Origin of the sequence: Nocardia sp. NPDC060259 (assembly GCF_042728775.1) — a bacterium.
GTDB lineage: Bacteria > Actinomycetota > Actinomycetes > Mycobacteriales > Mycobacteriaceae > Nocardia.
Map to the genome: position 1 here is coordinate 36415 of NZ_JBHXAY010000014.1, position 12829 is coordinate 49243.

The following is a 12829-nucleotide window of genomic DNA, read 5'->3' on the forward strand; positions in this document are numbered from 1 at the left end:
GGGACAACGTTCGGGGACACCACGAACGACCAGCCTACTGGGCCACCCGCCCACCCATCCAGCAGGTATCAGCCCACAGTCCCGCCTCTCCGAGAATTCAGCGGGCCGTCCGGGAAATCGACCGTTGGCGATCGGGATCGCGTCAGGTTTGTTGCGGCTGGGAGGTGGCAGGGGAGTTACCCATGTTCTCGCGTGATCAGTGGGTTGCACTCGACCTATAAGCTGGCGGGGTGTCTCCTCCGGCCGATCGCGCGAACAGTCGACGCCGCCAGCCGCGGCGGCGGGGTTCGGCGAGCAATGCCGGTAAGCCGCGGATGCGGACCGTGCGCGAGACCTCGGCGGGCGGTCTCGTCGTCGACGGCCTCGACGGTCCGAGTGAGCACCGCTCCGCCGCGCTGATCGGGCGTACCGATCGCCGGGGACGACTGCTCTGGTCGCTGCCCAAAGGGCATATCGAAGCGGGGGAGACCTCCGAGCAGACCGCGATTCGCGAGGTCGCCGAGGAGACCGGCATCAGCGGCGAAGTGGTCGCCGAGCTGGGCAGCATCGATTACTGGTTCGTGACCGAGGGCAGGCGGGTACACAAGACTGTGCACCATTTCCTGCTGCGCTCACTCGGCGGTGAACTGTCCGACGCCGACGTGGAAGTCACCCAGGTTGCGTGGGTTCCGTTGAGCGAGTTGGATTCCCGATTGGCCTATGCCGACGAACGGCGGCTGGCCGAAGTGGCGAATCGAATGATCGACCGGATGGAGACCGGCAAGCGATGACGGGTGGACTGTTCCGGCTGATCACGGCGGTCCTGACCATCTTGGGTTCGGTGACGCTCCTGCCGGCGGTCGGGCACGCGCAACCGAACGGGTCGGGCGCGTCGGCACCGAAATTCCTCAAGCTGACCCTGGACGCCATCGCGCCGGGCACGGTCACGACGAGCAGCGACCCGATGCTGACGGTGTCGGGCACCGTCACCAATATCGGCGACCGGGTCGTCGACGATGTGGCCGTGCGGATCCAGCGTGCCGCGCCGGTGGACTCGCCGAGCGGGCTGCGCAGTTCGCTGCGGCTCGATCAGGTGAACTACGAGGTCACCGGGCCGTTCCAGGATGTGGCCGAGCGGTTGAGTCCCGGTCAGCGCAAACAGTTCTCGGTGCGCATCGCGCTGCGGCCGGGCGGCGAGGGCGCCTCGCTCGGGCTGACCGATCCCGGGGTGTATCCGCTCCTGCTCAACGTCAACGGGGAACCGGCCTACGGCACCCAGGCCAGGCTCGACGACGCCCGCTTCCTGTTGCCGGTGCTCGGGCTGCCCGGCACCGGCAGTGAGGAAGGCGGCGCCGCACCGGTGCCGGCGCCCGCCGACGCGACGCCGGTGGCGACCACGCTGATCTGGCCGCTCGCCGACCGCCCGCGCATGGTCGCGGGCAGGCCGGGGTCGGCCAACGGGCAGGCCGAACTGCTCGACGACGAGCTGGCCGTATCGGTCGGCAAGGGCGGACGGCTCGAACAGCTGGTGGCCGCGCTGGAATCGGTCGCCCCGGGGCCCGGTCGCGAGCGCGGCGTGGCGAGTTCGGTGTGCATCGCGATCGACCCCGACCTGGTGTCGACCGTGCAGACGATGACGCGCGGCTACCGGGTGCTGGCCAGCCCGTCCGATCCCGAAGGCGCGACCAGGGAGGGGACCGGGGCGGCGAGCGCGCAGGCCTGGCTCGACCGGTTGCGCGCGCTGGCCGGGTCGATGTGCACGGTGGCGTTGCCGTTCGCGCAGGTCGACGTGTCGGCGCTGGCCGCGGTGAACGATCCAGGGCTGTCCGCGCGGGCGCTGCTGGCACCGGCCGACGTGGTGGACGCGATCCTCGGCACCCAGTCGCTGCGCGGGATCAGCCTGCCCGATTCCGGCAGCATCGACGATCCGGCCGGGCAGCTGCTGCGCGGTCACGGGTACGGGACGGCTGTACTGGCGAGCACGGCCGTGACCAGCGACGATGCTCCCAGCGATACCGAGAACGCCCTCACCTCCGCGCCGGTGACGCTCGAACCGGGCGTCGTCGTCGGTGGGGAACAGGCGGCGCCGGACGTCGTCCGGGTACCCGGGGTGAGCATCGCCCCGCCTGCGGCCGCGCCCGCGACGACCGACCCCGCGCTGCGGGTGACGACTTTCGACATCTGGTCGGCGACCGCGCTGGCCGCCGTCGGCTCGAACCCGCCGACCCCGTCGTTCACGCCGTCGAAGGTGCGTTTCGACGTCACCAACGACTCGCGCGCGGCCCGGTTGCAGGACGCGCTCGGCGCGATGGCCTGGACGGCGCTGAACCCGGCCGCTGACCGGCCGCGCTCGCAGCTGCTCATGCCGCCGCAGCAGTGGGGCGCCAATCGGGAAGAGGGCATCGCGCTGCTCAAGCAGGTCGAACTGCTGACCCGCAACAATCTCGCGAGCCCGCGCAGTTTCGCCGACCTCGTCGCCCAGGCGCCCGACCCGCGCCCGTTCACGCTCGAATACCTGCCGCGCGCCGCCCAGGACGCGGCGCCGGAGCGGTTCGTGCCGCCGATCCACGCCCAGGGCGCGCGAATCACCGAGCTGATGCGAGCGCTGGTCGAGCTGCCGGAATCCGAACTCACCCCGCACGCCTTCATGACCCCGGCCAGGGAAGACCTGCTGCGCGCGCTGAGCCTGTCCGACCGCAGGACCGACGACGACACCCAGGCCGATCTGCACGCCCAGCGCCGCATCGATCAGGCCACCCGCGAACTCGACGACATGTTCGCTTCGGTATCGGTGCTGCCGCCGGGCGGGGTGTACACGCTGGCCTCGGAACAGAGCCCGCTGCTGCTGGTTGCCCGCAATGAACTGCCGGTCGCCATCCGGGTGCAATTCCGGATCGAGGCGCCCGCCGAGACGAACATCACCGATATCGGCGAACAGCTGCTTCCGCCGTCCGGCACCCGCTCGTTCCAGATTCCGACCGAGGTGAGCGACAGCCGTAAGCTGGTGATTCCGATTTCCCTTACCACGCCCGACGGCGTCGCGCTAGGCGAGCCGACCTCGGTCTCGGTGCGGTCGAACGCCTACGGACAGGCCTTGGCCATAATTACGGCATGTGCCGGAATACTGCTGTTGCTGTTGGCCGGGCGCCGGTTGTGGCGCCGGTTCCGCGGGCAGCCCGATCCCGCCGACGAGGGGTTCGAACGGCACTGATCGCCCGCGCCTGACACGCGGGCGGGGGAACATGGCAGACAAGGACGAGAGTGGCACGGGTGAGCGAAACGCTCATCGGACCGGCGGGATTCGCGGGTTACGCCGGGTACAGGAGGCATGATGGGCGACGATGATTCCGCTCATCGGCACGACCACGAGGATCGTCGCGACGGACCGGCACAGCGCCAGACGCCCGCCGCGCCGTGGGAGCGTGGGATGACGGCCGGGGAGCACGAGGGAAACGTCGCCGCGCCGCGTCCTGGTGAGCCCGGGCGTCGACCGCAGCCGCCATACCGGGCCGGCGAACCCGGCTTCGACCAGCAGGGCGTGCGTCGGCAGCCTGGACCTCAGCCAGGCGCCGGACCCCGGCCCGGCATGCCGCCGGGTCAGCCTGGATATCAGCCTTCCGAGTTCCGTCCCGGCGAACAGCCGGCCGGGTTTCGGCCCGTATCGCCCGATCATCGCGGCGCGCCGCCCGCGGGATACCGTGCGCCGGATCAGCCACGCGGTCCGCACGGCGACAATCGTCAGCCACCGCCCCAAGCCGGTCGATCCGGTGAACTGCCGCGCGTGCAGATGCCGGGTCAGTCCGGTGAATTTCCACAGCAGCAGCGGCCCGGCCAGATCGGCCGTTCCGGCGTTCCGCCACAGCAACCCGGCCCGGCTGATCGTTCCGGCGAGTTCCCGCAGCAGCAGCGGCCCGGCCAGATCGGCCGTTCCGGCGTTCCGCCGCAGCAACCCGGTGCCGCCGGTCGTTCGGGCGAGTTCCCGCAGGCACAGCGTCCGGGTCAGCCGCAACCGCCGCGTCCAGGTCCCGGCGCGCGCCAGGGGGACTTTCCGCCGTCGCGTCAGCCCCAGCCTCCGCACCCCGCCCAGGGTGCACGTCCTGGTCAGCCACCCCGTCCGGGTTCGGGCGCACGCCCGGGGGAGTTCCCGCCCGACCAGGCACCGAACCCCGGCGTGCGCCCGGGGGAGTTCTCGCAGCGACCCGGGACGGCCCCGCGGTCAGGTGAGTTCCCCCAGCAGCAGCGGCCCGCGCCGCCGCACGGGTCGGCTTCCGGTGCGATTCCACGGCAGGCGCGTCCTGATATCGATGCCGGGGTACGTCCCCAGCGGCCGCAGGAAGGTGCGCGCCCCGCGCCCGGTTCCGGTACGCGCGCCGGCGACTTTCCCCCGCGCGGTCCGCAGTCCGGTGCCATCCCCCGGCAGGGCCGTCCGGAACAGCGGTTCGGGGAACAGCCCAACCAGCCTGGCGGCGGTCAGTCCGCTGGGCGACGCCCGGAGCGCCGCGACGCCCCGCAACGCCCCTCCTATCCCGGGATGCCGGGCACGCCGGTCGGCGCGCACGCGGAGGCCGCGCGTGGCTCGGCGAGTGGTCGGCGCACCGCCGTCGACGACCAGGCCGCCGCCAAGACCCAGAGGATCGCGCGCCCCAAGCGGGTGACGGCCGACAAGCCCGACACCCCGCAGAGCGCCAACGCGAAACTGCTCAAGGACTCCGGTTCGATCGCCGTCGCGACGCTGATCAGCCGCATCACCGGGTTCGCCAAGCAGCTGCTGCTGCTGACGGTCCTCGGTCCCGCCATCGCCAGTGCTTTCATCTCGGCGAACCTGATCCCGAACATGATCGCCGAGCTGGTGCTCGGCGCCGTGCTGACGGCGATCGTCGTGCCGACGCTGGTCCGCGCCGAACACGAGGACGCCGACAACGGCGCCGCGTTCGTGCGCCGGTTGGTGACGGCGGCCTTCACGGTGCTGTTCGTCGCGACGGTACTGACGCTGGCCGCGACCCCGATCCTGGCCGGCCATGTGCTCGTCGACTCCGGCGGCAAGGTGAACACCCACCTGACCACGGCGCTGACCTACCTGCTGGCGCCCGCGATCCTGTTCTACGGCATGTCGGCGCTGTTCACCGCCATCCTCAACACCAGGCAGGCGTTCAAACCAGGCGCGTGGGCCCCGGTCCTGAACAACATCGTCGTGCTGGTGGTACTGGCCGCCTACGCGCTGACGCCGGGCGAGATCACGCTGGATCCGGTGCGGATAAGCGACCCGAAACTGCTGGTTCTCGGCATCGGCGTCACCGCGGGTGTGGCCACGCAGGCGCTGAGTCTGCTGCCCGCGATCCGGCGGCACGGCATCGATCTGCGCCCGCTGTGGGGCGTCGACGCGCGCCTCAAGCAGTTCGGCAAGATGGGCGCAGCGATCATCCTGTACGTGCTGATCAGCCAGATCGGCCTGGTCGTCGCGAACAACATCGCCTCCGCCGCCGACGAGGCCGGTCCCGCGATCTTCGCCAATGCCTGGGCGCTGCTGCAGCTGCCCTACGGCGTCCTCGGTGTCACGCTGCTCACCGCGATCATGCCGAGGCTCAGCCGCAACGCCGCCGCCGACGACACCCCGGCCGTGGTCGACGACCTGTCCGTGGCCACCCGGCTCACCATGATCGCGCTGATCCCGGTCGTCACCTTCCTGACCCTGGCCGGTCCGGAGATCGGCCAGGCGCTCTACGGATACGCCCAGTTCGCCGGCGATGCCGAACGCCTCGGCAGTGCGGTCAGCTGGTCGGCGTTCTCGCTCATCCCGTACTCGCTGGTGCTGATCCATCTGCGGGTGTTCTACGCCAGGGAACAGGCGTGGACCCCGACCTGGATCATCCTCGGCATCACCACCATCAAGATCCTGTGCTCCGCGCTGGCGCCGGTGCTGGCCCGCGACAGCGACGACGTGGTGATCATCCTCGGCGTCGCGACCGGCCTCGGTTTCACCGCGGGCGCGGTGATCGGCGGCATCCTGCTGCACCGCAGTCTCGGCGATCTGCGCATGTCCAATGTCGGCCGCACCGTCACCCGCGTGCTGCTCGCCTCGGTGGCGGGCGGTGCGGTGATGCTCATCGTCGACACGATCACCAGGATGGATCAGCTCACGGGCGGTCCGGCGTCGCTGCTGCGCGTCATCGTCGGCGCGCTGGTGATGTTCTCGGTGGCGTTCGGTCTGATGCGCCTGGCCGGAATTCCCGAGGTCGTGGCGATCACGGTCGCGGTGTCGCGCAAGCTGGGCATCACCCCGCCCGCGCCGGATCTCGGCCTCGACGAGAGCCCCGCCGACGACATCTACGCGACCACGGTACTGCGCAGACCCGACACCTACGGGTTCCCGTCGTATGGGCCGTCGATGGACACCCAGACGATGATCCTGCCGGTGATCCGGCCGGGCGCTGTTGACCTCACCGGCCAAGCACAGTTCCCGTACGCTGTTCGGCAGACCGACATGGGTAGTGATGTCGTGAACACGCGGAAGGATCCGCGAGATCAGGGCGAAGGAGGACCGAGGGTGAGCGATGACGCGGTGGGCGGCGTCCCGGCCGCTGATTCTGCGGCGCGCAAAGCAGGAGGAATGTCCACCGATGTCGATCCTGCCGCGACCCGCGCGACAGGATCCGAGCACGCCGACACGCCCGACGAGGCCGAATCGCCACAGAGCGGCCCGGCAGACAACGAGCGACATCCGGCGGACGAGCCACGGGAAATGCCACACGATCCGACCTACGACACCGGCATGTTGCCGATCCCGCCGCAGGTCCAGCCGTCGGCGAACCGTGCGCAGCGTGGCCCGAAGCTGATGCCCGGCGCGTCCGTCGCTGGTGGCCGGTACCGGTTGCTGGCCGATCACGGCGGTGCGCGCGGGCTGAGGTTCTGGCAGGCGCTCGACATCAAGCTCGACCGCGAGGTCGCGCTGACCTTCGTCGACGCCGATCAGAAGTCGGGGGAGAACTCCGGCCACGACGGCCCGCAGGCGATCCTGTCGCGCACGCTGCGCCTCGGCCGGATCAACTCGCCCGGCCTGGCCAGGGTCCTCGACGTGGTCCGCGGCAGCTCCGGCGGCATCGTCGTCGCCGAGTGGACGCCGGGTCGTTCGCTCCGCGAGATGGCCGAGACGGTGCCGTCGCCGATCGGCGCGGCCAGGGCCATCAGGGCGCTCGCCTCGGCGGCCGAACTGGCCCACCGCGGCGGTGGCTCGCTCTCGATCGACCACCCCGACCGGATCCGGATCAGCGCCTCCGGTGACGCCGTGCTCGCCTTCCCCGGCACCCTCGGTGATTCGGACGCCCAGGCCGACGTGCGCGGCCTCGGCGCGATGCTCTACGCCCTGATCACCGCCCGCTGGCCGATCCGGGTCGGCGGTGTCACCGGGACCGCGGCCACCATCGGCGGCCTGCACCTCGCCGACTTCGGGCCGGACGGCACGCCGGTGGAACCGCGGCAGATCCGGCCGGAGGTCCCGTTCGAGATCTCGGCTGTCGCGGTCCGCTCGCTCGAGTCGAACAAGGGTGTGCGCACCGCCGCCACCGTGCAGCACGTGCTCGAGCAGGCCTCGGTCGTCGACCAGAAGACCGACTTCATCCCGGTCCTGCGGCTGGGTCAGCGGGCCGTGGCGAGTGGACCGGATTCGCTCGCCGATCCGGAGCTGCTCGCCGCCGAGCGGGACCGCTCCAAGCGGATGATGTGGATCATGGTCGGCCTCGGCGTGCTCGCCGCGCTGGTCGTCGGCATCTTGATCTGGTGGATGGTCAGCATCTTCGCGCCCGGCGCCTCGGACAAGCCGCTGGACGAGCAGATCAACATCGGGCTCACGTCGAGTGTCGCGCCGCCTGCCGCCGCGCCACCAGCGGGCCAGACCCCGGCCGCGCCGCCGACCAGCTTCCCGGTGCCGGTCACCGGGGCAGCGGTGTTCTCCCCGGAGGGCACCCCGGACGGTGCGGCCACGGCGGGCGCGGTGCTCGACCAGAACACCGCGACGGTGTGGCACACCGATCAGTACTTCCAGCAGTTCCCCGCCCTCAAGAAGGGCGTCGGCCTGCTGGCGACGCTGCCGACGCCCGCCAAGCTGACCAATGTCTCGATCACCTCGCCCAGCGCGGGCAGCACCGTCGAGATCCGCACCTCGCCCACCGAGGCACCCACGCTCGACCAGACCCAGCTGATCGGGTCGGCCAAGCTCGGTGACGGGGTCACCGACATCGCCGTGCAGACCGACCAGGCCGCGCGTTTCGTGCTCGTCTGGATCACCGGACTGGCGAACTCGGGCGGTCAGTTCCAGACCGAGATCGCCGACGTCCGTTTCGACGCGGCGCCCTAGTCGGCGACTCTCCTTCTCCCACCGCAATCAGCGCAGGTGGCCGCCTACTTCCGGGCCGGATGCCGACCGTCATCGAACCGCGGTCCGGTTGGTGCGCAATTGTTATCGACGGTATGATCGCCCCGCGCTCTCGGCTGGGAGCTACCCAGGGTCTGTCGACGTCGGTCCTGGACGCCGCGTAGTAGTCAGGTGATGGATCGGCCTCGTTCGCCGACGTGAAGTCGCCGTAATGAGCGCTGTCCAAGGGGTAAGGTGTCGCCGGAAGTCAACGAGCAGGTCCGCGGGGGGAGAACGCGGCAGGTCGCCGCATACCGCGACCGCTCGTTCCTCCTGGAGAACGGCAGCGACAAGCAACTGCTGGCCGCGCATGTCCGTGGCGAGCCGCACGCGTTCGCCGAACTACTGCGCAGGCACAAGGACCATCTGTGGCAGACCGCCCTGCGCACCTCCTACAGCCGCGAGGACGCCGCCGACTCGCTGCAGGACGCCCTGCTGTCCGCGCACCGCACCGCGAAGTCGTTCCGGGCCGAGGCCGAGGTGCGCAGCTGGCTGCACGCCATCGTCGTCAACGCCTGCCTGGACCGGATCCGCCGCAACAAGACCCGCCGCGCGATATCGATCACTCCCGACGTCATGCCCGAGGCGGTCGACTCGCGCGACGAGTTCGCCGAGTTCGAACTGTCGACCGTGGTCGAGGAGGCCCTGTTCACACTGCCGGAGGACCAGCGGCTTGCCCTGGTCATGGTCGAAATGGAGGGGCGCAGCGTGTCCGAAACGGCCGCCTTGCTCGGCGTGGCGGAGGGCACTATCAAGAGCCGTTGCTCCCGAGCGCGCGTACGTTTGCAAGAACGTTTGGAATTTTTCCGGGATCCAGGGAACCGGATCTAGCCCGGATGCGTCATTAACAGTGACGAACAAGTCAGCGATGTAAGTCCTGCGATCCGATATCGACAGAACAGGGGAGGTGCGAGGGTGTCTCGATCCGTGCCGCAGCCTCCGTTCCCGTCGGAACTGCTGGCCGATCTCCATGCCGACAACCTCGCGCCGGAACTGCGCGAGCAACTGTGGCCGACCGTCAGCACCGACCCAGACGCGCTGCGTTACCTGAATCAGCTCGACGAGGTGAACTCTCACCTCCGCAGGCTCGGCGACGACGAGCGGGTCATGCACCGCATGCCCGACGACGTGGCCGACCGCATGTTCCGTTTCGTCGCCGAACTGGACGCGGGCGACGGTCCTACCGAACGAGTCACGCCGCTGTCCGCGGAGCTACCGGCCGAACCGCCGGTTTCCCTGGCGCGGTACCGATCCCGTCGCCGGATGGGCCTGCTGGCCGCGGCCGCCGCCACGGTGGCCGTCCTGGCCGGCGCGGGCGCGGTCGTCAGCACGCTCGACACCACCGACGGCACGCCGACCGCGGCGCAGTTCACCGAACCGGCCACCCCGGGCGACGAACTCACCACCGCGGCCGCGCTCAGCGCACTGGGCAAGCGCGAGGTCCGCGGTCCGCTGGCCGACGACGCGGCACTGACCCGCTGCGTCCAGGCCAACGGCATCGACCGCGCTGTCCTCGGTGCGTCGAGTATCACCTTCCGCGGCTCCGACGCGGTCCTGGTGCTCGTCGTCGGGCCGGAGCCGCCGACCATCACCGCGCTGGTCGTCGGCGTGGGCTGCACCGTCGGCGCCCCCGAACAGCTAGCGCTACGCGATATCGGCTGACGCGGCAGCTTCGGCGGACAGCGCCGTAGCACCGGGAACAACACCGTTTAGGCTGTTGTTGACCGACACGTCCCCAGCTTGTCTTTCGGAAGGGCCCCATGAGCACGCCAGTTCGCGACCTGATCATCGTCGGCTCAGGACCCGCCGGCTATACGGCAGCCGTCTACGCCGCTCGCGCGGAACTACAGCCCCTCGTCTTCGAGGGCACCCAGTTCGGTGGCGCCCTGATGACCACCACCGAGGTGGAGAACTTCCCCGGCTTCCGCGAAGGCATCATGGGTCCCGACCTGATGGAGCAGATGCGCGAGCAGGCCAAGCGTTTCGGTGCCGACCTGCGCACCGAGGACGTCGACGCGATCGACCTGTCCGGCCCGATCAAGAAGGTGACCGTCGGCGACGAGACCTTCGAGGCCTACGCCATCGTCCTGGCCATGGGCTCGGCCGCCCGCTACCTGCACGTGCCGGGTGAGCAGGAGCTGCTCGGCCGCGGCGTGAGCGCGTGCGCCACCTGCGACGGCTTCTTCTTCAAGGGCCAGGACATCGTGGTGGTCGGCGGCGGCGACTCGGCCATGGAGGAAGCGACCTTCCTCACCAAGTTCGCGGCCAGCGTCACCGTCGTGCACCGTCGCGAGGAGTTCCGCGCCTCGCGGATCATGCTCGAGCGCGCCAAGGCCAACGAGAAGATCAAGTTCCGGCTCAACGCCGAAGTGGTGAAGGTCAACGGCGAGAACAGCGTGTCCAGCCTCACCCTGCGCGACACCCGCACCGGCGAGGAGTCCGAGCTCGCCGCGACCGGCCTGTTCGTCGCCATCGGCCACGACCCGCGCAGCGAACTGGTCAAGGGCCAGGTCGCGCTCGACAGCGAGGGCTATGTGCAGGTGACCGAGCCGGGCACCGCCACCGACGTGGCAGGCGTGTTCGCCGCGGGCGACCTGGTCGATCACACCTACCGGCAGGCGATCACCGCCGCGGGCACCGGCTGCCGCGCCGCGATCGACGCCGAGCGCTGGCTCGCCGAGCAGGGCGACATCACCGCGAACACCCTCGACAACGCCGACGGCCCGGCAGCAGTGTCCACCAACTGATTTCGAGCACGTCGAGTTCCACCCCAGCAAGGAGTACACCCATGGCCGAGAGCGCCAACACCATCACCGTCACCGACAAGTCCTTCGCCGATGACGTCCTGCTCAGCGAGAAGCCGGTGCTGGTCGACTTCTGGGCAGACTGGTGCGGTCCGTGCAAGATGGTCGCCCCCGTGCTGGAGGAGATCGCGGGCACCCACGCCGACAAGCTGACGATCGCCAAGCTCGACACCGAGGCCAACCCCGGCACCGCCCGCGATTACCAGATCCTGTCCCTGCCGACGATGATCCTGTTCCAGGGCGGCAAGCCCGTGAAGCAGATCGTCGGCGCCAAGGGCAAGGCCGCGCTGCTGCGTGAACTCGACGGCTTGATCTGACAAAAGCACGTCCGACCGGCCGACGCGCCGTAGGATGCCTGGACCCGGGGATTCCCGCAAAGCGCCCCGGGTCTGAGACAATCGAGGCGACGCTCCGGTCGAAGAAAGGGCTCTCACGCATGCACCGACTTCGTCACGGCGATTCAGGACCAGCCGTCGCAGAGGTTCGGAGCACCCTCGCAAGCCTCGGCTTCCTGCATCCCCAGCACGGCGACTACTGGAAGGACACCGACGCGGAGTTCGACCGCCCGCTCGACTCGGCGGTACGCGCGTTCCAGCAACAGCGCGGTCTGCTCGTCGACGGGGTCGTCGGTCCGGCGACCTATCGCGCGCTGAAGGAAGCCTCCTACCGCCTGGGTGCCCGCACGCTGATCTACCAGCTGTCCGCGCCGCTCTACGGTGACGACGTGGCCACCCTGCAGCGCAAGCTGCAGGACCTCGGCTTCTACGTGCACCGGGTCGACGGCTACTTCGGCCCGCACACCCACGACGGGCTCAGCGCCTTCCAGCGCGAGATCGGCCTGTCCGCCGACGGCATCTGCGGTCCCGACACCTTGCGTTCGCTGGATCTGCTCGGCGCGCGCGTCACCGGCGGCAACCCGCACCGCATCGCAGAGGAAGAGGTGGTGCACCGGGCGGGTCCGCAGCTCACCGGCAAGCGGATCGTCATCGATCCCGGATTCGGCGGCGCCGACAAGGGTTTCGCGGTGCCCACCGAGTTCGGTGACGTCTACGAGTCGGAGATCCTCTGGGATCTGGCTTCCCGGCTCGAGGGCCGGATGGCCGCCACCGGCATGGAAACGTTCCTGTCCCGGCCGTGGGGCGCCAACCCCACCGATGCCGAACGCGCGGACACCTCCAACGCCTTCGACGCCGACCTGATGATCTCGCTGCGCTGCGCCACCAGCGACAACCCGTCCGCCAAGGGCGTCGCCGGCTTCTACTTCGGCAACTCGCACGGCTCGGTCTCGATGATCGGGCAGGTGCTGGCCGGCTTCATCCAGCGCGAGGTGGTCGCCCGTACCTCGGTGCAGGACTGCCGGACTCATCAGCGCACCTGGGATCTGCTGCGGCTCACCAAGATGCCGACGGTCCAGGTCGATCTCGGCTACCTCACCAACGAATACGACGCCTCGGTGCTCACCAACCCGCGCATGCGCGACGTGATCGCCGAAGCCATCCTCATCTCGGTCAAGCGGCTGTATCTGCTCGGCCAGGACGACCAGCCCACCGGCACGTACACCTTCGCCGAGTTGCTCGCCGAGGAACTGGCCGCTGCCGAGTCCGGCAACGTGACCGTGCCGCGCGTCTAGCAGACCCCC

9 protein-coding genes are annotated in these 12829 nt (G+C 69.8%); 8 read left to right on the forward strand and 1 reads right to left on the reverse strand.

Features of this window, described 5'->3' with window-relative positions:
• Nucleotides 1–314: 314 nt before the first annotated feature.
• The gene (locus tag ACFWF2_RS08660; protein WP_379306139.1) at nucleotides 315–770 is read left to right on the forward strand and encodes an NUDIX hydrolase; all 456 of its coding nucleotides are present in this window, start codon (nucleotides 315–317) and stop codon (nucleotides 768–770) included.
• The gene (locus tag ACFWF2_RS08665) at nucleotides 767–3190 is read left to right on the forward strand and encodes a DUF6049 family protein (RefSeq protein WP_379306057.1); all 2424 of its coding nucleotides are present in this window, start codon (nucleotides 767–769) and stop codon (nucleotides 3188–3190) included. Before ACFWF2_RS08660 ends, ACFWF2_RS08665 begins: the two co-directional genes overlap by 4 nt.
• Nucleotides 3191–3262: 72 nt before the next feature.
• On the opposite strand, the gene ACFWF2_RS08670 is transcribed toward ACFWF2_RS08665, so the two are convergent.
• Nucleotides 3263–4057, reverse strand: a complete 795-nt coding sequence (locus ACFWF2_RS08670; RefSeq protein WP_379306059.1) for a hypothetical protein — start codon at nucleotides 4055–4057, stop codon at nucleotides 3263–3265.
• Nucleotides 4058–4510: 453 nt separating this feature from the next.
• Here ACFWF2_RS08670 and ACFWF2_RS08675 point away from each other — a divergent pair, with 453 nt between their 5' ends.
• The 6 genes from ACFWF2_RS08675 (at nucleotide 4511) to ACFWF2_RS08700 (ending at nucleotide 12820) form a co-directional block, all read left to right on the forward strand.
• A complete protein-coding gene (locus tag ACFWF2_RS08675; protein ID WP_379306061.1) occupies nucleotides 4511–8329 on the forward strand; it encodes a murein biosynthesis integral membrane protein MurJ in 3819 nt (1272 codons plus the stop codon).
• 330 nt (nucleotides 8330–8659) lie between these two features.
• On the forward strand, nucleotides 8660–9217 hold the full coding sequence (sigM, locus tag ACFWF2_RS08680) for an RNA polymerase sigma factor SigM (protein ID WP_379306141.1): 558 nt from the start codon (nucleotides 8660–8662) through the stop codon (nucleotides 9215–9217).
• Nucleotides 9218–9313: 96 nt separating this feature from the next.
• Nucleotides 9314–10048 (forward strand): hypothetical protein, encoded by a 735-nt coding sequence (locus tag ACFWF2_RS08685; protein ID WP_379306062.1) that lies wholly within the window; start codon nucleotides 9314–9316, stop codon nucleotides 10046–10048.
• A 98-nt stretch (nucleotides 10049–10146) separates the two neighbouring features.
• A complete protein-coding gene (gene trxB / locus ACFWF2_RS08690) occupies nucleotides 10147–11133 on the forward strand; it encodes a thioredoxin-disulfide reductase (protein ID WP_379306064.1) in 987 nt (328 codons plus the stop codon).
• A gap of 41 nt (nucleotides 11134–11174) precedes the next feature.
• A complete protein-coding gene (trxA, locus tag ACFWF2_RS08695; RefSeq protein ID WP_379306066.1) occupies nucleotides 11175–11507 on the forward strand; it encodes a thioredoxin in 333 nt (110 codons plus the stop codon).
• 119 nt (nucleotides 11508–11626) lie between these two features.
• Nucleotides 11627–12820, forward strand: coding sequence for a peptidoglycan-binding protein (locus ACFWF2_RS08700; RefSeq protein WP_379306068.1), 1194 nt, complete (start codon nucleotides 11627–11629; stop codon nucleotides 12818–12820).
• Nucleotides 12821–12829 lie beyond the last annotated feature (9 nt).

Coding starts and splice junctions, on each gene's coding strand:
- ACFWF2_RS08660 (WP_379306139.1), top strand. CDS start 315: ATGCGGACCGTGCGCGAGACCTCGGCGGGCGGTCTCGTCGTCGACGGC.
- ACFWF2_RS08665 (WP_379306057.1), top strand. CDS start 767: ATGACGGGTGGACTGTTCCGGCTGATCACGGCGGTCCTGACCATCTTG.
- ACFWF2_RS08700 (WP_379306068.1), top strand. CDS start 11,627: ATGCACCGACTTCGTCACGGCGATTCAGGACCAGCCGTCGCAGAGGTT.
- ACFWF2_RS08675 (WP_379306061.1), top strand. CDS start 4,511: ATGCCGGGCACGCCGGTCGGCGCGCACGCGGAGGCCGCGCGTGGCTCG.
- trxA (WP_379306066.1), top strand. CDS start 11,175: ATGGCCGAGAGCGCCAACACCATCACCGTCACCGACAAGTCCTTCGCC.
- trxB (WP_379306064.1), top strand. CDS start 10,147: ATGAGCACGCCAGTTCGCGACCTGATCATCGTCGGCTCAGGACCCGCC.